Annotated in this window: 16 protein-coding genes; 11 read left to right on the top strand and 5 right to left on the bottom strand. The window is 73.2% G+C overall.

Annotated elements, in window-relative coordinates; translation table 11 throughout:
• Positions 1 to 15: 15 nt before the first annotated feature.
• Positions 16 to 813 carry a siderophore-interacting protein gene (locus ACLQ22_RS17345; RefSeq protein WP_425693204.1) on the bottom strand — a complete coding sequence of 266 codons (798 nt, stop codon included), beginning with the start codon at positions 811 to 813 and terminating at the stop codon, positions 16 to 18.
• A 389-nt stretch (positions 814 to 1,202) separates the two neighbouring features.
• Here ACLQ22_RS17345 and ACLQ22_RS17340 point away from each other — a divergent pair, with 389 nt between their 5' ends.
• The 7 genes from ACLQ22_RS17340 to ACLQ22_RS17310 all read left to right on the top strand — a co-directional run bounded on the left by ACLQ22_RS17340 (position 1,203) and on the right by ACLQ22_RS17310 (position 9,814).
• Positions 1,203 to 2,231, top strand: coding sequence for an iron-siderophore ABC transporter substrate-binding protein (locus ACLQ22_RS17340; RefSeq protein ID WP_425693203.1), 1,029 nt, complete (start codon positions 1,203 to 1,205; stop codon positions 2,229 to 2,231).
• Complete coding sequence (locus tag ACLQ22_RS17335) at positions 2,228 to 3,271, top strand: FecCD family ABC transporter permease (RefSeq protein ID WP_425693202.1); 1,044 nt, start codon at positions 2,228 to 2,230, stop codon at positions 3,269 to 3,271. Before ACLQ22_RS17340 ends, ACLQ22_RS17335 begins: the two co-directional genes overlap by 4 nt.
• Positions 3,268 to 4,302 carry a FecCD family ABC transporter permease gene (locus tag ACLQ22_RS17330; RefSeq protein WP_425693201.1) on the top strand — a complete coding sequence of 345 codons (1,035 nt, stop codon included), beginning with the start codon at positions 3,268 to 3,270 and terminating at the stop codon, positions 4,300 to 4,302. The genes ACLQ22_RS17335 and ACLQ22_RS17330 overlap by 4 nt, the downstream gene beginning before the upstream one ends.
• Entirely contained in the window at positions 4,299 to 5,126 is an 828-nt protein-coding gene (locus ACLQ22_RS17325) for an ABC transporter ATP-binding protein (RefSeq protein ID WP_121398534.1), read from the top strand. The genes ACLQ22_RS17330 and ACLQ22_RS17325 overlap by 4 nt, the downstream gene beginning before the upstream one ends.
• A 178-nt stretch (positions 5,127 to 5,304) precedes the next feature.
• Positions 5,305 to 7,035 carry an ABC transporter transmembrane domain-containing protein gene (locus ACLQ22_RS17320; RefSeq protein WP_425693200.1) on the top strand — a complete coding sequence of 577 codons (1,731 nt, stop codon included), beginning with the start codon at positions 5,305 to 5,307 and terminating at the stop codon, positions 7,033 to 7,035.
• On the top strand, positions 7,032 to 8,924 hold the full coding sequence (locus tag ACLQ22_RS17315; RefSeq protein WP_425693199.1) for an ABC transporter ATP-binding protein: 1,893 nt from the start codon (positions 7,032 to 7,034) through the stop codon (positions 8,922 to 8,924). The genes ACLQ22_RS17320 and ACLQ22_RS17315 overlap by 4 nt, the downstream gene beginning before the upstream one ends.
• Positions 8,925 to 9,046: 122 nt before the next feature.
• Complete coding sequence (locus tag ACLQ22_RS17310) at positions 9,047 to 9,814, top strand: YqjF family protein (protein WP_425693198.1); 768 nt, start codon at positions 9,047 to 9,049, stop codon at positions 9,812 to 9,814.
• On the opposite strand, the gene ACLQ22_RS17305 is transcribed toward ACLQ22_RS17310, so the two are convergent.
• Positions 9,806 to 10,285: a winged helix-turn-helix domain-containing protein gene (locus tag ACLQ22_RS17305; RefSeq protein WP_425693197.1), complete on the bottom strand. Its 480-nt coding sequence runs from the start codon at positions 10,283 to 10,285 to the stop codon at positions 9,806 to 9,808. The genes ACLQ22_RS17310 and ACLQ22_RS17305 overlap by 9 nt on opposite strands.
• A 397-nt stretch (positions 10,286 to 10,682) precedes the next feature.
• Between ACLQ22_RS17305 and ACLQ22_RS17300 the strand changes: the two genes are divergently transcribed.
• Positions 10,683 to 15,023: a S8 family serine peptidase gene (locus tag ACLQ22_RS17300; RefSeq protein ID WP_425693196.1), complete on the top strand. Its 4,341-nt coding sequence runs from the start codon at positions 10,683 to 10,685 to the stop codon at positions 15,021 to 15,023.
• Between the two features lie 87 nt (positions 15,024 to 15,110).
• On the opposite strand, the gene ACLQ22_RS17295 is transcribed toward ACLQ22_RS17300, so the two are convergent.
• From ACLQ22_RS17295 to ACLQ22_RS17285, 3 genes are all read right to left on the bottom strand, one after another.
• Complete coding sequence (locus ACLQ22_RS17295) at positions 15,111 to 15,812, bottom strand: winged helix-turn-helix domain-containing protein (RefSeq protein ID WP_425693195.1); 702 nt, start codon at positions 15,810 to 15,812, stop codon at positions 15,111 to 15,113.
• A 330-nt stretch (positions 15,813 to 16,142) separates the two neighbouring features.
• Entirely contained in the window at positions 16,143 to 17,951 is a 1,809-nt protein-coding gene (locus tag ACLQ22_RS17290) for a serine hydrolase (protein WP_425693194.1), read from the bottom strand.
• Positions 17,952 to 17,964: 13 nt separating this feature from the next.
• Entirely contained in the window at positions 17,965 to 19,785 is a 1,821-nt protein-coding gene (locus ACLQ22_RS17285) for a glycoside hydrolase family 3 protein (RefSeq protein WP_425693193.1), read from the bottom strand.
• Between the two features lie 161 nt (positions 19,786 to 19,946).
• Here ACLQ22_RS17285 and ACLQ22_RS17280 point away from each other — a divergent pair, with 161 nt between their 5' ends.
• From ACLQ22_RS17280 to ACLQ22_RS17270, 3 genes are all read left to right on the top strand, one after another.
• Positions 19,947 to 20,528 (top strand): RNA polymerase sigma factor, encoded by a 582-nt coding sequence (locus ACLQ22_RS17280; protein ID WP_425693192.1) that lies wholly within the window; start codon positions 19,947 to 19,949, stop codon positions 20,526 to 20,528.
• A complete protein-coding gene (locus tag ACLQ22_RS17275; RefSeq protein ID WP_425693191.1) occupies positions 20,521 to 21,240 on the top strand; it encodes a hypothetical protein in 720 nt (239 codons plus the stop codon). Before ACLQ22_RS17280 ends, ACLQ22_RS17275 begins: the two co-directional genes overlap by 8 nt.
• A gap of 234 nt (positions 21,241 to 21,474) precedes the next feature.
• A complete protein-coding gene (locus tag ACLQ22_RS17270) occupies positions 21,475 to 21,906 on the top strand; it encodes a hypothetical protein (RefSeq protein ID WP_425693190.1) in 432 nt (143 codons plus the stop codon).
• Positions 21,907 to 22,030 lie beyond the last annotated feature (124 nt).

Here is a 22,030-nt window from a genome sequence, read left to right as displayed (position 1 = left end):
CACGGCCACCGGAGTTCAGTGCGCGGTGACCTTCCAGTAGCCGCCGAAGTACACGCGCTCCCTGGCGATGCCGCGTTCGGCGCACAGGTGCCGCCGGACGGTCGTGACCATGGCGGACTCGCCCGCGACGAAGGCGTACGGCGTGCCGGCCGGCAACGCCAGGTCCCGCAGCGTACGGATCACCACGTCGCTGCCGCCCGCCGGTGCGCCGCCCCGGTGCAGCCAGGTCAGCGTGACGCCGGGCGGCGTGCGTACCTCGATCTCGTGTTCTGCCGAACCCACCTCGATCAACGCGATCGCCCGCGCCTGCGGCGGCAGCGCCTCGACGGCCGCGGTGATCGCCGGCATGGCGGTCTCGTCGCCGACGAACAGCTGCCAGTCGGTGTCGGCGGGCGGGGCGTACGCGGCGCCGTCGCTGAGCACGCCGATCCGGTCGCCCGGGGCGGCCCTGAGCGCCCAGGCGGAGGCCGGTCCGCCGTCGCCGTGGAGCACGAAGTCGATGTCCAGCTCGCGCCGGCCGGCGTCCAGGCGTCGGACCGTGTAGTTGCGGACCACCGGCCGCCGCTCCGCCGGCATGGCCTGCAGGGCGGGCCACCACTGTGCGGAGTCCGGCAGGTGTAGGTCGGCGTCGGGCGCGGGGGCGAGGAAGATCCGCACCAGGTGGTCCGGTCCGTCGTAGCCGAAGTGGTCGATCTCGGCGCCGGTCAGGGTGATGCGCCGCAGATGGGGCGTGAGCGGCCGGTTGGCGACGACCTCGGCGAGCATCGGGCGTCTGATCACCTCGGCCTCGACCAGGGTACTGCCGACGGTCATGGTGTCGCTCCTTCGCGGATCGTGCGCTACCTCCTGGCTGCGAAGTTAGGTTAGCCTGACCTGAGCGCCGCTGATCTCCTGCCCCTGGTCATCGAAGGCGGAGAATCGGCCCCGGGTGCGGAGGCTCACCCCGGCGGCGCGGAGGTCGTCCCGCGCCCCGTCCGGCCGTCGCCGGGCCGGTTCGTGTTCCCGGCCGCGCCCTGTCCGTCGGTGCCCGTCGCGCTCACCGGGCGGCGGGCGCCGCGCTCCACGGCACGGACCGCGTCGCCCCGGTAACCGCAGGTGAGGCGGCCTGCGGGGGCGGTTCCCGGCAGGGCCGCGGTAGATCAAGACCACCCCGAAACGTGTGTTAGGTTAGCCTCCCCTTACCAGCATTGAGGTGTACTTTCATGCGCTCAAACCGCTTCCTCACCGCGGTCGTCGCCCTGGCCGCCACGTTGGCGCTCACCGCGTGCGGCGGTTCGTCGAAGGCCGAGGACGCCTCGACCGACGGCGGCTTTTCGGCGTTCCCCGTCACGATCACGCACGCGCTCGGCACGACGACGATCAAGGAGAAGCCGAAGCGGGTCGCGACAGTGGCCTGGGCGAACCACGAGGTTCCGCTGGCTCTCGGCATCGTGCCCGTGGGAATGGCGAAGGCCAACTTCGGCGACGACGACAACGACGGCGTCCTGCCGTGGGTCGCCGAAAAGCTCAAGTCGCTGGGCGGGACAGCCCCGGTGCTGTTCGACGAGAACGACGGCATCAACTTCGAGGCGGTCGCGGACACCAAGCCCGACGTCATCCTCGCCGCGTACTCGGGTCTGACCCAGCAGGACTACGACACCCTGAGCAAGATCGCCCCGGTGGTCGCGTACCCGAAGGCGCCCTGGGCCACGGCGTGGCGCGACACGATCAAGCTGGAGAGCCAGGCCCTCGGCCTGGCCAAGGAGGGCGACGCGCTGATCGCCGACATCGAGAAGCAGATGGCCGACGCCGCCGGGAAGCACCCGCAACTGGCGGGGAAGTCGGCGATGTTCATGACGCACGTCGACCCGACCGACCTGAGCAAGATCGGCTTCTACACGACGCACGACACCCGGGCCCAGTTCTTCGCGGACCTCGGGATGAAGGCCCCGGCGAGCATCGCCAACCTCTCCGCCGGCACCGACAAGTTCACGCTCAACCAGAGCGCCGAGCAGATCCAGGTCTTCGACGACGTGGACATCATCGTCGCCTACGGTGACGCCAAGCTGCTCGCCGCCGCGCAGGCCGACCCGCTGCTGTCGAAGATCCCCGCGATCAAGCGCGGCTCGGTGGTCATGCTCTCCGGCAGCACGCCGCTGGGCACCGCGGCGAACCCGACCCCGCTGGCCATCCCGTTCGTGCTCAACGACTACGTCGCGATGCTCGCCAAGGCTGCCGACCGGGTGTCATGACCCGGCTCGACTCGCCTGCCCTGCCGGACGTCGCCGTGGTGCGGCGTCCGGCACGGGTACGGCTGCTGTGGTTCCTCGTCTCGGCCGCGGTGCTGCTGGCGTTCATGCTGGCGTCGGTCGCGCTGGGCTCCCGCAACGTCGGCTGGTCCGACATCCTCGCCGCGTTCCAGGGCGCGGACGCGACCATGGAACAGGCCGCCGTCACCAAACGGATCCCGCGGACCCTGCTCGCCGTGGCCGTCGGCGCGGCCCTCGGCCTGTCCGGGGCGGTCATGCAGGGCGTCACCCGCAACCCGCTGGCCGACCCCGGCATCCTGGGCGTGAACATGGGGGCGTCGCTCGCCGTGGTCACCGCCATGGTCACCTTCGGCCTCTCCTCGGCGACCGGCTACCTCTGGACGGCGATCCTCGGCGCCGGTCTTGCGGCGGTCTTCGTGTACGCCGTCGGCTCCCTGGGACGCGGCGGCCCGACGCCACTGAAGCTCGCCCTCGCCGGCGCCGCCACGTCCGCCGCGCTCGCGTCGTTGATCAGCGCCTTCGTGCTGCCCCGCAACGACGTGGCCGGCGGCTTCCGCTCGTGGCAGATCGGCGGGGTCGGCGGTGCGACCTACGACAGCCTCCGGCAGGCCCTGCCGTTCCTGGCCGTGGGTTTCGCGATCTGCGTCCTGTCGGCCCGGGCCCTGAACTCGCTCGCGCTCGGCGACGAACTCGCGGCGGGGCTCGGCGAACGGGTGGCCGTCGTGCGGGCCGTCGCGGCGATCGGCGCCGTGCTGCTCTGCGGCGCCGCCACGGCCGTCGCCGGACCCATCGGGTTCGTCGGCCTGGTCGTCCCGCACGTGTGCCGCCTGCTGGTCGGGCTCGACCACCGGTGGCTGCTGCCGTTCTCCGCGCTCCTCGGCGCGTCGCTGCTGACCGCCGCGGACGTCGTCGGCCGGGTGGTGGCGCGCCCGGCGGAGATCGACGTGGGCATCGTGACGGCGCTGATCGGCGCCCCGTTCTTCATCCACATCGTCCGCCGGCAGAAAGTGCGCGAGCTGTGAGCACCACGACTCTCGAGGCCGTCACCCACGGCCGGGTCCGCCGTACGCTCCGGCGACGAGGCGTGCTCGTGGTGCTCGCCGTCCTCGTCGTCGCCGCGTTCGCCGTCTCGCTGATGGCGGGGCGCACCTTCTACCCGCCGGCGGACGTCCTGGCGGTGATCGTCGGCGAGGACGTCCCCGGGGCCTCCTTCACGGTGGGCACGCTCCGCCTGCCCCGGGCCGTCCTCGCGATCCTGGCCGGGGCCTGCTTCGGGCTCGGCGGCGTCACCTTCCAGACGATGCTGCGCAACCCGCTCGCCAGCCCCGACATCATCGGCATCAGCTCCGGCGCGAGCGCCGCGGCCGCCTTCGCGATCGTGACGCTGCACCTCGGGGAGGCGGGGGTGTCCGCCTTCGCGATCGTCGTCGGGTTGGTGGTGGCGCTGGTCGTCTACACGCTGTCGTTCAAGGACGGCGTCGCGGGAACCCGCCTCGTCCTGATCGGCATCGGCATCGCCGCGATGCTCGACAGCATCACCGCGTACGTCCTGACCCAGGCCGCCGAATGGGACCTGCAGGAGGCGATGCGCTGGCTGACCGGCAGCCTCAACGGCGCCACCTGGGCGGAGACCGTTCCGGTGGCCGTCGCCGTGGTCGTCCTGGCGCCGGTGCTGCTGGGGCAGGCCCGCAACCTCTCCATGATGCAGCTGGGCGACGACACCGCCGCGGCGCTCGGCGTCCGCCTCGAACGCACCCGGATCCTGGTCATCGTCGCGGCCGTCGGTCTCATCGCCTTCGCCACCGCGGCGACCGGGCCGATCGCCTTCGTCGCCTTCCTCTCCGGGCCGATCGCCGCCCGGATCATCGGCCCGGCCGGCTCGCTGCTGCTGCCCTCCGCCCTCGTCGGCGCCCTGCTGGTGCTCGTCGCGGACTTCGTGGGTCAGTTCGCCTTCGACACGCGCTACCCCGTGGGTGTCGTCACCGGCGTGCTCGGCGCCCCCTACCTCATCTACCTGCTCATCCGTACGAACCGCGCGGGAGGCTCGCTGTGACCACCACCCACACGCTCGCGGTCGAGAGCCTGACGCTCGGCTACTCCGACCGCGTCGTCATCTCCTCGCTCGACCTCGTCGTGCCGCCCGGGAAGATCACGGCGATCGTCGGCGCCAACGCGTGCGGCAAGTCGACCCTGCTGCGATCCATGTCGCGCCTGCTGGCGCCCCGCGCCGGCCACGTCCTGCTCGACGGCAAGCAGGTGCACCGGCTGCCGGCCAAGCAACTGGCCCGTACCCTCGGCCTGCTTCCCCAGTCGCCGACGGCGCCCGAGGGGATCACCGTGGCCGACCTCGTCGGTCGTGGGCGCAATCCGCACCAGCGCGTGCTCTCCCGCTGGAGCAGGGAGGACGACGCCGCCGTGGCGGCGGCCCTGGACGCGACACAGACGGCGGACCTCGCCGACCGCCCGGTCGACGAGCTCTCCGGCGGGCAGCGGCAACGGGTGTGGATCGCGATGGCCCTGGCCCAGCAGACGGACCTGTTGCTGCTCGACGAACCGACGACGTTCCTCGACGTCAGCCATCAGGTCGAGGTCCTCGACCTGCTCACGGACCTCAACCTGACGCGCGGCACGACGATCGTCATGGTGCTGCACGACCTCAACCTCGCCGCCCGGTACGCGGACCACCTCATCGCGCTGGCCGCCGGCAGGCTGCACGCCGCGGGGGAGCCGGCGCAGGTCCTGACGCAGGAGTGCGTCCGCGCGGTGTTCGGCCTCGAGAGCCAGGTCATCGTCGATCCGACGTCGCAGAAGCCGCTGATGCTGCCGATCGGCCGCCACCACGTGACGACCCGTCCCGGCGTCGGCGTGCCCGAATGACGCGTCGTCGAGCCCCCGTTCACCGAGGCGATTAGGTGAGGCTAACCTGGCCCTCGATCGCTGGGAGGGCGCATCTCGTGTACACATCCACGTTCGTCCGGGCCGTCGCCGAGACCAGGCGGGCCCCGGCCCCCACCTGGGCCGACGCCCTCGTCCCGCGCACCGGGGCGTGACGCCGATGGCAGCCGACGTGATCAGCGGCCAGGCGGTGCTGCGCCGCGCCCTGCGCCGCCAGCGGGGTCGTGTGGTGGCCGGCATCGTGCTGCTCTGCACCCACCAGGCCGCCGAAGCCCTCGTCCCGGTCGCCATCGGCCTGATCATCGACCGGGCCGTCGCCACCGGGGACGTGCGGGCGCTGCTGCTCTCCCTCGTCGGTCTCGCCGCCCTCTTCACCGTCCTCGCCTTCGCCTACCGGGCCGGCGCCCGCCAGGCGTACGCGGCCGTGGAGCAGGAGGCCCACCTCGTGCGGGTCGAGATCGCCAGGAGCGCCCTCGACCCGCGCGGGAACCGCTCGGGCATGCGCGACGGCGAGCTGCTGTCCGTCACCGCCTCCGACGCCGAGTTGTCCGCGCTCGTGGTGCGGGTCGCGGGGCTCTGCGCCGCCGCGGTCACCGCCATCGTGGTCGCGGCCGTCGCGCTGCTCGTCGTCGACGTCCCGCTCGGGCTCGGGGTGCTCCTCGGCGTACCGCTGGTGGTCGTCGCCCTGCAACGGATGGCGCCGTTGCTCAGCCGGCGCAGCGCGTCGCAGCAGGAGGCGCTCGCTGCCACGACCGCGCTCGCCGTGGACCTCGTCACCGGCCTACGCGTGCTGCGCGGCATCGGCGCCCAGGACCACGCCGCCCGCCGGTACGCGGTCGCCAGCCGCCACGCCCTCGACGTCACCCTGCGCGCCGCCACCACCAAGGGCCTGCACCTCGGGCTCACCACCACGGTGAACGGCCTCTTCCTCGCGGCCGTCGCCGGGGTCGCCGGCTGGCTCGCCCTACAGGGGCGGCTCACCGTCGGCGAGCTCGTCGCCGTCGTCGGGCTGGCCCAGTTCATCGCCGAGCCCGTGCAGACGCTCGGCTACTGCGTACAGCTGTTCGCCATGGCCCGCGCCTCCGCCGGGCGGGTCGCCCGGGTGCTCGGCGCCGAGCCGCTCACCCGGCCGGGTACCGCCGGGCCACCCGCCCCGGGCCCGGCGCGGCTCACCCTCGACACGATCGGGTACGCCGGACTCGACGGGCTGTGCCTGCGGGTCGGCGCCGGTGAGGTCCTGGGTGTGCTCGCCTACGATCCGGGCGAGGCCGAGGCGCTGGTGCGGCTGCTGTCCGGCCGCGTGCCCCGCGAGGACTACCGGGGCACGCTGTGCGTCGACGGCGTGCCCGCCGAGGACCTGCACATCGATGCCATGCGCGGCGTCCTCCTGGTCGAACAGCACGACGTGGCGTTGTTCGAGGGGACGCTGCGCGCCAACCTCGCCGCCGCCGCCGGCGCCGGCGCCGGCGCCGACGTTGACGTTGACGAGGCGGTCCTGCGCGCCGCCGTACGCGCCGCGGCGGCCGAGGACGTGCTCGCCGCGCACCCGCACGGCATAGACCGCCTGCTCACCGAGCGGGGGGCGAACCTGTCCGGCGGGCAGCGGCAGCGGATCGGGCTGGCCAGGGCGCTCGTCGCCGACCCGCCGGTGCTGGTGCTGCACAACCCCACCACGGCGGTCGACGCGGTGACCGAGGCGCTGCTCGCCGAGGGGCTGACCGCGGCCCGCGCGGCGGCGGCCCGCGGCACGGTGCTGATCACCAACAGTCCGGTCCTGCTGCGGGCCACGCACCGGGTGGCCGTGATCGACCGTGGGCGCGTCGTCGCCGAGGGCCCGCACGAGCACCTGCTCGCCGGCGACGCCCGCTACCGGGAGGAGGTCCTGCGGTGACCGACGAGTCGAGCACGCTCGGCGTGGAGACCAGGCGGCTGCTGCCCACGGCCACCGCCCGGCAGACCTGGGCCGCACTGCGGGTCGAGTTCGCCCGGCTGCCGGGGCTCAGCGCCGCCGCCGCCACGTTGCTGGTCGCCGCGGCGGCGACCGGGCTCGTCGCCCCATGGGTGCTCGGCCGCCTCGTCGACGACGTCATCGCCGGGTCCGACACGCCCCGGATCGTGGCCTGGGCGGGTGTGATCGCGGGCGCCGCGGTGCTCGCCGGCCTGCTCACCGCGGTCGGCGCCGCGCTCGCCGCACGCCTCGGCGAGACCGTGCTGGCGCGGCTGCGCGAGCGGGTCCTCGACCGCGCCCTGCACCTGCCGTCAGCCACGCTGGAGCGCGCCGGGACCGGGGACCTGATCGCCCGCGCCGGCGACGACGTGGCCGTGGTGACGAACGTGATCGCCACCAGTGGACCCGCCTTCCTCGGCGCGCTGCTGTCCATCGTGCTGACCGCGGCAGGGCTCTTCGCCCTCGACTGGCGGCTCGGCCTCGCCGGGCTGGCCGCGGCCCCCGCCTACGCGTTGGCGCTGTACTGGTACCTCAAGCGCTCCGTTCCGTACTACGCGCGCGAGCGGGTGGCGACCGGCGAGCGGTCACAGGCCATGGCCGGGGCGCTCCACGGCGCGGCGACCGTGCGCGCGTACCGCATGGAGGACGCCCACGTCGGTCGGATCGCCGATCGCTCCGCCACGGCCCGCGACCTGTCGTTGGAGATCTTCGGCCTGCACACCCGGTTCGGGCTGCGGATCAACCGGTCGGAGTTCGTGGGGCTCGCCGCCGTGCTGCTCGCCGGTTTCCTGCTGGTCCGCGACGACCTGGCGACCGTGGGGGCGGCGACCACCGCCGCCCTCTACTTCCACCGCCTCTTCAACCCGATCGGCCTGCTGCTGCTCCAGTCGGACTCCGTGCTCCAGGCCGGGGCGAGCCTCGCCCGGCTCGTCGGCGTCACCGCACTGCCTGACACCGCTTCGCCCGACGGCTCCGCGCCCGCCCGTGCGCAACGGCCCGCGACGGCAGGGCCAGGCGCGCTCGAACCCGCGGCGCTGGAGGTGGTCGTCGCCCGGCACTGCTACGACGACGGGCCCGTCGTGCTGCGCGACGTCACCCTCCGTCTCGCACCCGGGGAACGCGTCGCCCTCGTCGGCGCGAGCGGAGCGGGCAAGAGCACGCTCGCCGGTGTCGCCGCCGGGATCATCGCGCCCACCCACGGCTCGGTCCGCCTGCGCGGCGTGCCGCTGACCGAACTGGACGAGCACCGCGTGCGTCGCGAGATCGCCCTGATCAGCCAGGAGGTGCACGTCTTCGCCGGGACCCTCGGCGACGACCTGCGCCTCGCCGATCCGGACGCCACCGACGCCGAGATCACCGCCGCGCTCGACCTCGTCGGCGTCAGCGACTGGCTCCGTACCCTGCCCGAGGGCCTCGACACGTGCGTGGGGGAGGGCGGGCGTCGCGTCACCGCCGCCCAGGCCCAGCAGCTCGCCCTGGCTCGCCTCGTCCTCGCCGACCCCGCCGTCGCGATCCTCGACGAGGCCACCGCGGAGGCCGGCAGCGCGGGCGCGCGCGACCTCGACCGCGCCGCCACGGCGGCCACCGAGGGCCGCACCACACTCATCGTCGCCCACCGCCTCAGCCAGGCGGCCACCGCGGACCGCGTCGTCGTCCTGGAGCACGGGCGCGTCGTCGAGCACGGCACGCACGAGCAGTTGCTGGCGGCCGGGGGCGGGTACAGCCGGCTGTGGCGGTCCTGGAGCACGCCCGACCCCGTGGTCCCCAAGGGACGCGAAAGCGAGGATCCCGCCGCCGCCCGTCGTCCACGCTCGGCCGTGTCGCCGGGTTAGGGCGCGACCGCGGGGGCGTCGTCGGTACGCCGGTCGCCGTACGCCGCACCGGCGACGCAGCGGGCTGGTCCGGGCGCTGCCCGCGTGGCGTCGGCCGCCCGGGCCGGGGCAGGATGGGGTACGTGGACATCGAGCCGGTCGACTTTGCGCCCGAGCAGGCGTTCCCGTGGGGGATCCTGCGGCAGCGCTGGAACGACCTGACGTTCCTGCACTGGGCGGTCGCGCCGGAGCTCGTCGCGCCGCTGCTGCCCGAGGGAACCCGCCCCGACACCCTCGACGGGGTCAGCCACGTCGGGCTGATCGGCTTCCGGATGGTGGGGCTGGGCCTCGGCCGGGGCCCGGGGGTGCCGTACTTCGGCAGCTTCTGGGAGACCAACGTCCGGCTCTACTCGGTCGACGACACCGGCCGGCGGGCCGTGGTGTTCCGCTCGCTCGACGCGTCGCGGCTGGTCCCGGTGCTGGTCGCCCGGGCGACCCTGCGACTGCCGTACATGTGGTCGGCGATGCGGCTGGACCGGGACGGCGACCGCTACACCTACCGGTGCCGGCGCCGCTGGCCCGGGCCGGTGGGTGCGACGAGCCGGATGGTGGTGCGGGTGGGGGAGCCGATCGCCGACCCGAGCCCGCTGGAGCACTTCGTCACCGCCCGCTGGGGGCTGCACACCCGGGCGTACGGGCGCACGCTGCACCTGCCGAACTGGCATCCCCGCTGGCCGCTGCACCGGGCGGAGCTGCTGCACCTGGACGACGAACTGGTCGAGGCCGCCGGGCTGCCGCGGCCCGTCGGGGCGCCGGTGAGCGTGCTGTATTCCCCCGGCGTCCCGGTGCGGTTCGGCCCACCGGTCGCGACGGGCCGGACGCGGGCTGCCCAAGTCAGGCAGTCACCCTGAACCGCTGACCCTCGGCTGCTGATGGTCGGTCAGCCGGAAGCCGACGCCGCGCACCGCGTCGATGGCCACCCCGGTGCCGAGTTCGTGGAGCTTGCGACGCAGCCGCTTCACCAGGGACTGCACGTCCGCCCTGCGTTCGCGCCCCTCGTCACGCCAGACCGAGCGGTGCAGCTCGGCGTAGCTCCACACCCGGATCGGCTCGGTGGTCAGGCAGGCCAGCAGATCGTGCTCGAGCCGCGTCAGGCCGATCTCGCGGCCCCGGCTGCGGGCCGTCGAGCGGGCCGAGTCGATCAGCAGCGCGTCGTGGTCGGCGGTCGACGGGCGCGCGGACGGCTCCGGGGCGGGCCCCGGCGGGGCCCCGATCAGCCTGCGCAGCTCGTCGAGGTCGGCGACCAGCAGCAGCGGCGCGACCCCGTCCAGGCGTTCGGCGAGTCGTATCCGCTCGGCCGCCGACGGCGTCACCGCGATCACCAGCGGAAATGGTTCGTCGGCCGGAGCTGGTCCGTCCGGCGTAGTGCTTTCGTCGCGTGCCCCCACAGCACCCACCCGGAAACTATGGGCAGCCTCTGCCCATCTTCGTCATGACCGTGACAGTCATTGGCAAGCTCCCCATTCGCCGGCCAACGGCTAGTGACAAATTGCTTACGGCAAGTTCTTGATCGTCCATTCTTGTCGATCATAGTGTCCAGACGGGCAGCCGGCGCGACCCGCGCGGTGCCTGGGGGGCATGTAGGGGTCGGATCCGGATCATCCGAACGGAGCCCGGCCCCCGCACCCTCCACCATGGCTCGTTCCACTCTGGGTCGTTCTGGAGGAGGCACCACCGATGTTCACACGTCCACCCGCAAGGCGCTTAGCCAGATCTCTGGTGAGCGCCGGCGCGGCGATGATCCTCGCCGCGACAGGCCTGGCCGCGACCGGGTCAGGCGCACAGGCCTCCCCGTCCGACAAGATCAGGCCGGAGCTCACGAAGGAGCTCCAGGGCAAGACCGAGGGCGACTTCTGGATCCGCTTCAAGGACAGGGCGGACCTCAGCGAGGCCGCCGCGATCAAGGACTGGGCCAAGCGCGGTACCGCCGTCGCCGACGCGCTGAAGAAGACCGCCGCCAGCAGCCAGTCCAAGATCCGCACCGAGCTCGACGGTTCGGGAACGAAGTACGAGACCTTCTGGGCGACCAACGCGATCAAGGTCAGCGGCGGCTCCCTGACGATGGCGCAAAGCTTCGCCGCGCACGCCGAGGTCGAGGGCCTGTACGCCCCGGTCGCCTACAAGGTTCCCGAGGTCACCGAGGGCACCGACGAGAAGACGGTCAACGCCCTCGAGTGGGGCATCGCGAACATCAACGCCGACGACGTCTGGTCCCAGTACGGCGCCAAGGGCGCCGGCATCACGGTGGCGAACATCGACACCGGGGTCCAGTTCGACCACCCCGCGCTGGTGAACTCCTACCGGGGCAACAACGGCGACGGCACGTTCGACCACAACTACAACTGGTACCGGGCCACCGGCTCCTGCGCCGCGCCCTGTGACACCAACGGCCACGGCACCCACACGATGGGCACGATGGCCGGCTCCGCCGGTGCGAACCAGATCGGCGTCGCACCCGACGTGAAGTGGATCGCGGCCAACGGCTGCTGCCCGAGCGACGCGGCGCTGGTCACCTCCGGCCAGTGGATGCTCGAGCCGACGGACCTCAACGGCCAGAACCCGGACGCCAGCAAGCGGCCGAACATCATCAACAACTCGTGGGGAACCACGCTGCCCTCCAACGACCCGTTCATGGAGGACGTGACGCTGGCCTGGACCGCGTCGGGCATCTTCGGCGTGTGGTCCAACGGCAACAGCGGATCGGCCTGCCAGACCAGCGGCTCACCGGGCAGCCTGGTCAGCAACTATTCCGCCGGCGCCTACGACGTCAACAACAACATCGCCAGCTTCTCCTCCCGCGGCGCCGGCCAGAACGGCGAGATCAAGCCCAACATCGCGGCACCCGGGGTGAACGTCCGGTCGAGCATTCCGGGCGGCGGCTACGCCAGCTACAACGGCACCTCGATGGCCGCCCCGCACCTCGCGGGCGCGATCGCGCTGCTGTGGTCGGCCGCGCCGGCGCTCGTCGGCGACGTCACCGCCACCCGTGCGCTGCTGGACAACTCGGCGGTCGACAAGGCCGACGCCCAGTGTGGCGGCACCGCCGACGACAACAACGTGTTCGGCGAGGGACGCCTGGACGCGCTCACGCTGCTCAACGCCGCCCCGATCGGCGACACCGGCACCCTGGCCGGCAAGGTCACGGACGCGGCCACCGGCGCCCCGATCGCGGGCGCCACGGTGACCCTGACCGGCGCGGCGGACCGCGAGCTGACCACCGGGTCCGACGGGACGTACTCGTCCCTGCTTCCGGTCGGCGACTACCAGGTCGCCGTGGCGGCGTTCGGCTACCAGGCGAAGACGACGCCGGCAGCGGTCGCCCGCAACGCGACCACGACCGTCGACGTGGCGCTGACTGCCGTGCCGAGCGTCACCGTCAGCGGAACCGTCACCGACGGCTCCGGGCACGGCTGGCCGCTCTACGCGAAGGTGACCGTGGAGGGTCAGTCGGGCGTGTCCGACTACACCACCCCCGTCAACGGCCGCTACAGCCTCAAGCTGCCGGCCGGCACCACCTACAACCTGAAGGTCGAGCCGCAGTACCCGGGCTACCAGACGGTGACCAAGCAGGTCGTGGTCGGCACGGGTAACGCCACGGCCAACGTGGCGGTGCCGGTGCGGACCAACGCCTGCACGACCGCGCCCGGCTACCGGTTCGGCTCCGACGGCGAGTACGAGACCTTCGACGGCAGCACCGTGCCGGCCGGCTGGTCCGTGGTGGACCACGCCGCCAGCGGCCAGGTCTGGAAGTTCACGGACGACGGCGCCCGCGGCAACCTGACCGGCGGCACCGGCAACTTCGCGATCGTGGACAGTGACGAGTACGGCTCCGGCGGCAAGCAGGACACCTCGCTCGTCAGCCCGGTCGTCGACCTGACCGGCGTCACGGCACCGGTGATCCGGTTCAACCAGGACTACAACTGGCTGGGCAGCGACCGCGCCGACGTCGACCTCAGCCTCGACGGCGGGACCACGTGGACCAACGTGCTCCGGCAGGCCGCCGACGTCCGCGGCCCCAAGGTGACCGAGGTCGCCATCCCGCAGGCCGCGGGCCAGGCCCAGGCGCGGGTCCGGTTCCGCTACTACGACGCCTCGTACGAGTGGTGGTGGGGGGTCGACAACGTCCTGATCGGCAGCCAGCTCACCTGCGAGCCGATCGACGGCGGCCTGGTGCTCGGCCACGTCCGCGACAAGAACGACAACGGCTACGTCAACGGCGCCACCGTCACCAGCGACGACCGGCCGACGGAGAAGGCCACCACCGTGGCGACCCCGGACGACCCGGGGCTGGCGGACGGCTTCTACTGGCTGTTCTCCTCGCTGACGGACACCCACCAGTTCACCGCCCGGGCCGGCAGCTACGTCAGCCAGAGCAAGCAGGTCGACGTCCAGGCAGACTGGGCGACCGCCGCGAACTTCCAGCTGGCGGCCGGCCGCCTGTCGGTCAAGCCGGCCCAGGTGGCCGGGACGGTCCGGATGCCCAGCGGCAAGGTCACCAAGGCGTTCACGGTGACCAACACCGGCGGGGCCCCCGTCGCGGTCGAGTTCAGTGAGCGCGACGGCGGGTTCGAGCTGCTCCGGGCCGACGGGTCCCGGATCAGCAAGCAGGAGGTGCTCGGCTCCCAGGGCGCGCCGGTGCAGCGGCTCGAGGTCCCGACCTCGTTCGCGGCGAAGACGTCCGGCAAGTCGACGGCGGCGGCGTCGCCCGAGGCGGGCCCGCAGGCCGCGCCCTGGACCGACATCGCCAACTACCCGGCCGTGGTGATGGACAACCGGGTGGTCAACCTCGGCGGCAAGGTGTACTCCATCGCCGGCGGCACCGGCTCGGCGTCCTCGGCGAAGAACTACGCCTACGACCCGGTCGCGCAGACCTGGACCGCGATCGCCGATCTGCCCGGTGCGCGTACCGCCATGACGGTGGGCGTCCTGGACGGCAAGATCGTCGCGACCGGCGGTTGGGCGGCGGCCGGTCCGGACGGCACCACCTGGTCGTACGACCCGGCGGCCAACACCTGGACGGAGAAGGCCGACAACCCCGCGCCGCGCTCGGCGGCGGGCCAGGCGGTCGCGGGCGGCAAGCTGTACGCCATCGGCGGCTGCACCACGGCGTCCTGCACGCCGATGTCCAACGACGTCGTGCGCTACGACCCGGCCAACGACAGCTGGGAGACCCTGGCCGACTACCCGAAGTCGGTGGCCTTCGTCTCCTGCGGCGGGATCGACGGCATCGTCTACTGCACCGGAGGCAACGACGGCTCCGCCGCGCAGAAGGCGAGCTACGCCTACGACCCGGGCGCCAACACCTGGACGGCCATCGCGGACGCGCCGGCCGACAACTGGGCCAGCTCGTTCGCCGTGGCCAACGGCAAGTTCCTGGTCGTCGGCGGCTCGCAGGGCGGCGCCATCACCAACGTGGGCTTCGCCTACGACCCGGCCACCTCCTCATGGTCGAGCCTGCCGAACGCCAACACGGCGCGGTACCGCGGCGGCGCGGCGTGCGGCTTCTACAAGGTCGGCGGTTCCTCCGGCGGCTTCACCGCGACGCGCGACAGCGAGGCGCTGCCGGGCTTCGAGGAGTGCGCCGCCAGCACCGCCGACGTCAGCTGGATGACGATCGACAAGAAGGCGGTCACCCTGGCGCCGGGTGAGGTCGTCACGGTCAACGTCGGCATGACGGCGAACGTGGACCAGCCCGGCACCTACACCGCCTCGGTCGCCATCAAGGAGAACACCCCGTACGCGGTCGAGCCGGTGGCGGTCACGATGAACGTGCTGCAGCCGACGACCTGGGGCAAGCTGATGGGCACGGTCACCGGGACGAGCTGCCAGGGTGCCGGCTCGCCGCTCTCCGGTGCCACCGTCCAGGTCGACTCGTGGGCGATGTCCTGGACGTTCGCCACGGACGCCGAGGGCAAGTACGCCTACTGGCTGGACCGTCGGAACAACCCGTTGACGATGATCGTCGCCAAGGACAACTGGAAGCCCCAGACCCGGCAGACGAGGATCAACACCGCCGCACCCACGGTGGAGGACTTCGCGTTGTCGCCCGTCCGCTGCTGACACCGACCGTCAGCTGACAGGTCCGGCCCGCCTGGTTTCCGACCAGGCGGGCCGGACCGCGTCGGGGCCCCGAAGAGGCCGGACGGGTCAGATCGACGCGAGGCGGAAGCCGACCCCGCGGACCGCGTGGATCGCCGCCGAGGCGTCCAGCCGGGCGAGCTTGCGCCGCACCCTGCGCACCACCGAGTGCATGTCGGAGCCCCGCCCGAGGTGCACGTTGCCCCAGACCTCGAGGTGCAGCCGCTCGTAGGTCCAGACCTGCCCGGGCGCGCCGACCAGGCATCGGAGGAAGTCGTGCTCCAGGCGGGTCAACTCGACCTCGCGGTCCAGCCAGCGCAGCATCCGTCGGTCGGAGTCGACGCTCAGGTCGGCCGGCGGCGGTGCCACGGCGCCCTGCACGGGCTCGGCCGCCACGAAGCGCTCGGTTGTCACGACGGGCTCGGCCGTCACGACGGGCTCGGCCACCACGAAGCGCTCGGCTGTCACGACGCGCTCGGCTGTCACGACGGGCTCGGCCATCACGACCGGCCTGGCCGTGACGACCGGCTCGGCCGTCACGACGGGCTCGGGCCGAGCCACCGGCGCACCGGGCACGCCGAGGAACGTGCGCGCCTGATCGACGCTCGAGACGATCAGAAACGCCTCGGTCCCGCCGAGCAGACGTGCGAGCTGCCTGCGTTCGGCCGGCGAGGAGGCAATGCCGATGACCAGCGGAGCCACCCTCCTCATTCCCACCCCTTCCGGTGCCCCACCCACTCCGGGGACATTTCTAACCACGACACCGATCAATTGGTTTCCTGACCCTAGTGGTGGCTCGTCTCGCTTCGGTTAAAAACGGTGATGCGTTGGCGTCGATAAATTGACTGCATTCGGCGTGCCGAGTCGGGTCGTGGCCCTTCATGGTGGCTTGACCCTTTTCGGCGTGATGTGTTCTCCGGGCGCGCGGTTTCGGCGGCCGACAATGGCCCGGCAGGTGCGATCGGGCCCGCGTCGGATGCGGCGAATCGTCACACCTCGGCAGCCGCCGGTGGCGGTGTGTAGATTCCTGTCGACGCTGCGCGCCCCTGCCCGACGGTGGCGGCACAGGCGACGCGGGCCGGGGCACGCGCCGTGGTTCGGTCAGGTGCGGGCAGGCGACCAGCCGACGGGGACGAGCCGGGCGGCGTCGCCGCCCTCGCCCTCGAAGAGGAGCCCGTCGCGGTCCGCCGCCACGATCCGGTCGACGTAGACGCCGCGACCCTGGCTGGAGGCGTCGGTGGTGCTGCTGAAGCGCAGGTGGGTCGCCCGGTCGGGCAACTCGACCGAGACCTGCCACCAGACCCGGCCGCCGTAGCCGGTGACCGTGCCGTCGCTGCTCCACCGCCGGTCGGCGTGCCGCAGCAGCAGCCGTCCCGGAGCCCACGTCGACCCGCCGTCGGTGGAGACCTCGAACCGGGCGCTGTCGTAGCGGGGCTCGGTGTCGTACCAGAGCAGGAAGCTCGCCGTGCCGCCGCCCCGCGCCGCCCGGCGCAGCGGGGCGGTGAGGGTGACCGTCGCGAGGTCGCGCGGGTCGGCCCGCCACGCCTCGCGGGACCGGGGTCGCACCGGCGTCGCCTCGGCGAGATCGCGCGCGACGGCGCGCCGGGCGACGTTGTTGCTGCCCCAGCCGCGATCGGGGTGCACCCGGTTGCTGAGCAGGATGACGAATGAATGGGAGAGCGGGTCGACGACGATCGACGTCCCGGTGAAGCCGGTGTGCCCGAACGCCACCGGGGAGGAGAGCCCCATCATGTACCAGTGCTTGTCGAGCTCGAAGCCCAGCCCGCGGTCGCTCTCGGGGTAGGCCTGCTCCAGCGGGGCGTTGTGGTTGACCAGCATCGCGCGCACCGTGTCCGCGCGCAGGATCCGTTGCCCCCGGTACTCGCCGCCGTTGAGCAGGGACTGGCAGAGCACGGCCAGGTCCGCCGCGGTGGAGAACATCCCCGCGTGCCCGGCGACGCCGCCGAGCGACCACGCGTTCTCGTCGTGCACCTCACCGTGGACCATGCCCCGTCCGGCGTACGGCTGGTACTCGGTCGCGGCGATCCGCGACCGCCGCTCCGGCCCCGGGTTGTAGCCGGTGTCGGTCATGCCCAGCGGCGTGGTGACGCCGTCGGCGACGAGCGCGGCCAGCGGCCGGCCGGTCACCCGTTCCACCAGCACGCCCAGCGCGATCAGCCCGAGATCGGAGTACACGTACCGGGTGCCGGGCTGCGCACCGGGCGCGAGCGGCGTGGCGAGCGCGGCGGCGAAGCGCTCCGCCGGCGTCGGGTACCTGCTCCACAGCGGCGCGAAGGCGGGCAGCCCCGAGGTGTGGGTGAGCAGCATCCGTACGGTGACCAACGCCTTGCCGCCGGCCGCGAACTCCGGGACGTACCGGGCGACCGGCGCGTCGAGGTCCACCCGTCCCCGCTCGACCTGCTGCATGGTCACGATGGCGGTGAACAGCTTCGACACCGACGCCAGGTCGAAGATGGTGTCGGGCCGCATCGGGATCTGCTCGTCGGCGGGGAGTTCCACCCCTTCCAGCCCGGGCGGCGGGCCGACGGCGGCGTACCGCACCGCGGAGCCCACCGCGGCGTGCTGCACGACCACGCCGTCCTTGGCCGCCAGGACCACGGCACCCGCGTACGCGGGATGGCCGGGGTGATCCGGCGTCGGCTCGAGGTACGCCGCCAGGTCGGCGGGCAGGCGATCCACGTGCTCGGGGAGCAGGCCGACCTCGCGGGCGTGGCCGGGCCGCAGCGTGTCGTGCCGGAACGTGATGTCGGCGGGCGTGACGACCGGCGGCGCCGATCCGGCCGGCGGCGGCGCGGCACCGGCCGCCGTGGCCGGAAGGGTCGCGCCCAGGACGGCGGCGGTCAGGCCGATCGCGAAGGGGCGGAGCGCGGGCAGGCGGAGCGACGACATGGTGGGTTGCCTCCTACCAGCTCATGCCGTGGCCGTAGGGATAGAGCACGGTGCCCGCACCCTCGGCCGTGGGGATCGTGACGGGAAGCCGTCCACGGGGGGACAACTCGCCGTGCAGCGCACGGACGAGGGCGTCCATCGCCGCCCGGGTGTACGAGTAGGTCGCCAGGTAGGTGGTCACGCCCGGCAGGTACGCGACGTCGTAGGGGTCCCGGACCGCTACCACCACCACGGGCCGGCCCGTGGCGAGCAGCGCGGCGACGAGCCGCCGCTGGGTGCCGCGTGGATCGGTGACGGTCGTGTCCCACGCCTTGTTGGTCAGCACGACGGTGAGGTCGTGCTCGGCGGCCGTCGCGGCCGTCGCGGCGATCGTCTGGTCCGACGGCAGGGTCGCGGGCCGGGCGGTGGCCCGGGCGCCGCGGGCGGTGAACCCGTCGGCGACGGTCTCGACCGGCGCGAAAGCGGCGCTGTTCCAGCCGGTGACCAGCACCGACCGCCGCCCGGGGGACAGCGGCAGCAGCCCCGTGTCGTTGCGGACCGCGGTGAGGGTCGGGTCGGTGACCCGTGCCACGGCGGCGAGGTGCGCGGGCGCCCCGACCGTGTGTACGGCCTGCTCGACGTCGACCAGCGGCGACCGGGCGAGGCCCTGCCGGTACTTCATGGCGAGGATGCGCCGGACGGACTCGTCGACGCGCCGCTCGGTCAGCTCGCCGGTGGCGACGGCCCGCAGCACCGCGTCCCGGGCCAGCCGCAGGTCCGGCGGCATCAGGAGCTGGTCGGCGCCGGCCTTGAGCGCCAGCACGGGCACCCGGTCGTCGCCGTACTTGCGGCGCACGCCGGCCATGTTCAGCGCGTCGGTGACGATGACTCCCCGGAAGCCGAGCTCGCCGCGCAGCACGCCGTTGAGGATCGTCGGCGACAGCGTCGCCGGGTCGCCGGAGGGGTCGAGCGCGGGTACCACGATGTGCGCCGTCATGATCGATTCGACGCCCGCGTCGATCGCCCGCCGGAACGGCGGCGCGTCGATCCGGTCCCACTCCTGTCGAGTGTGGTCGATGACCGGCAGGTCGGTGTGGCTGTCCGTGGCCGTGTCGCCGTGGCCGGGGAAGTGCTTCGCCACCGCCGTCGCGCCGGCTCCGTCCTGGAACCCGGCGACCTGTGCGGCGGTCATCTCGGCCACCAGGGTGGGGTCGGCGCCGAAGGACCGTACGCCGATCACCGGGTTGCCGGGGTCGACGTTGACGTCGGCGATCGGCGCGTACGGCTGGTGGATGCCGACCGCGCGCAGCTCGCGTCCGGTGATCTTCGCGGCCTCGTGGGCGGCCCGGGGCGACCGCCCGGCCCCCAGGGCCATCGACCCGGGGAACTGCGCGGCGGGGGCGGGCATCCGCAGCACCACGCCCTGCTCCTGGTCGGTGGAGACGAGCAGGGGCACCCGCCCCTTCGTGCCGTCGCCGACGGCGGCCCGCTGCAACCCGTTGGAGAGGGTGGCGATCTGGCGCGGGCTGTCCAGGTTGTGGGACCACGAGAAGTAGCAGACGCCGCCGAGGTGGAACTCGTCGACGACCTCGGCCGGCGTCTCGACACCGAACGCCGCGCGGTTGGCGGCGCGGTCGGCGGCCGAGGGCTCGGTCGCGTCAGCGCCGTAGACGTAGGTGGCGAAGAGTTGGCCGACCTTCTGCGTCAGGCTCATGTGCCGCAGTGTCGAGGTGACCCAGCCGTGCTCGCCGCCCGGTGGACGCGCGGGCGCCGTGGAGGCCTGGACGGGCAGCGGGGCGAGGGTGGTCGACAGGGTGGCCACCAGGACGGTCGCGGTAACGAGTCGGGCCTTCATGGACGACGACCTCTCAGTCCGGATGGCTGAAACTTAGCTACGCATCGATGAATCGTCAAGAAGGTTTGCTACAGGCCCGGCCGGACTCGGAGCGGTCGGCGGAGGCCGGCGACCGGACATCTTCCTCGACGCGGCGGAACCCGCGGGGCGCCGGTGGTGTCATGAGTGTGTCCCCACCGGAGGTACCTCTGAACGACGAAGACCTGGTCACCCGTGCCCGGGCGGGCGACCTGGAGGCGTACGAACTCCTGGTCGCCCGGCACACCGCATCCGCGTACCGGACGGCGGTGCTGCTCGGCGCGGGTCCGGACGCGGAGGACGTCATCCAGGAGGCGTTCGTGAAGGGACACCGCAACATCTCCCGCTACCGGGGAGAGTCGTCGTTCCGGTCGTGGCTGATGGCGATCGTGGCCAACGAGACCCGCAACCTGCACCGGTCACGCAGCCGGCGCGACGGGCTCGCCCTGCGCGCCGCCGCGGCGGACCCGCACGCGGAGATCGGCGAGGACGCCGCCGTCGAGGCCGTCCTCGCCGGGGAACGCCGGGCCACCCTGGTGCGGGCCCTGCGCTCGCTGTCGGTGAAGGACCGTGAGGTGATCGTGTGCCGGTTCTTCCTCGACCTCAGCGAGGACGAGACCGTGACCATGCTGGGTTGGCCGCGCGGCACGGTGAAGTCGCGGACCTCCCGGGCACTGGCGAAGCTCCGCGGCCTGCTCGACGTCGCGGAGGTGCGCCGTGGATGACCTCGAACGCGAACTGCGCGATCTCTCCGCCTGGCTGGAGACGCCCGACCCGCCCGACGTGACCGCCCGGGTACGCGCCCGCCTCGCCGCGCCCGCGCCGAGGCGACGCCGGTGGCGCCACCTCGTCGCCGCGGCGCTCACCGCCCTGGTCGTGGCGGCGCTGCCGCCGGGGCGCGCCGCCCTCGCCGACGCCGCCGCCGGGCTGCTGCGCTTCGCCGGGATCACGATCGCCACGACGCCCGATCCGGCGCGTCCCACCGGCGCCGCCTCGCCACTGCCGACGCAGCGGCTCACCACCGTGGCCGAGGCGCAGCGGAAGGTGCGCTTCCCCGTCCGCACCCCGACGAGGCTGGGCCCGCCCGAGCAGGTGCTGGTCGCCGACCCCGACGGCGCGGGCTTCTGCCGGGTGGCGACGCTGCTCTACCGCGGGGGAGCGCTGCGCATCGACGCCTTCGACGGCCGTCTCGACCTGGCCTTCCACAAGGAGAGCAGCGCGGCGGGAACCAGCTGGGTCCAGGTGAACGGCGGCTTCGCCGTCTGGATCGGCGCCCCGCACCCGGTCTCCTACGTGGATCGCGCGGGCGCCGTCCGGGTGGAGACCGCGCGGCTCGCCGCCTCGACCCTGATCTGGGAGCAGGCCGGCGTCAGCTATCGGATCGAGGGCGACCTCACCAGTTTCGAGGCGATCGAGATCGCCCGGTCACTGCGTTAGGGGCGGTCGTGCCGGTGCCGGCCCACCACGTCGTGCCGGTGCCGGCCCACCATCCCGAGGGGCCCGGGCCGGGAACCCGGGGGAGCCGGCCGGTGTCCCGACAGTGGAGAGCACGAGCAGGTCGTCGGGAGGCGTGAGATGGGTGCGACGCGCAGGGTGTTGCTGGGGGCAGTGGTCCTGTTGGCGGGGTGCACGACAGCGGGGCGGCCCGTCCCGCAGGCCGCCTCTCCGGCCGTGACGGCGTCGGCAGGCGCGGCGTCGGGTGGTGCCACCACCGGCTGCGGTTCCCGGGTCGAGACGGGGCCGCTGCCCGACTGGGCGGACGCCGGGTTCAGCGGGAGCACCCGGATGCCGCACGTTCTCGGCGCGAGCGGCGAAATCGTCGCGGTGCTGTTCGGGCACCCGCTGGCCCGGGCCAGGAAGCACGGGACGAACAACAAGATCCTCTGGGTCGCCCGTCCCGCCGCGACGCCCGCCGCCGCGACCACCCCGGACGCCCTGCGGATCACCGCGACCCTGGACGGCACCGGAACCCGGGTGACCCGGGAGGTCGCCGGCGGCCCGGGCCCGTCGATCATCGACATGCCGCGGGCCGGCTGCTGGCACCTCGAACTGCGCTGGGCCGGACGCACCGACGTCATGGACCTCGTCTACGAGGACAGCTAGGCCCCCCCCGCGGCGGACGCCCGGCGGCGACGACCGCGAACCACCCGCGACGCCGTGCCGCCGCGGGAGCCACAGTCGAGGGCCGCGACGGCTTTGCCGAGGCTCCCGAGCGCGTGGCAGGATG

Source organism: Micromonospora sp. DT178, from assembly GCF_049841695.1.
Classification (GTDB): domain Bacteria; phylum Actinomycetota; class Actinomycetes; order Mycobacteriales; family Micromonosporaceae; genus Micromonospora.
The sequence above is the reverse complement of the archived record's forward strand: the minus strand, read 5'-3'. Positions and strand labels throughout refer to the sequence as shown.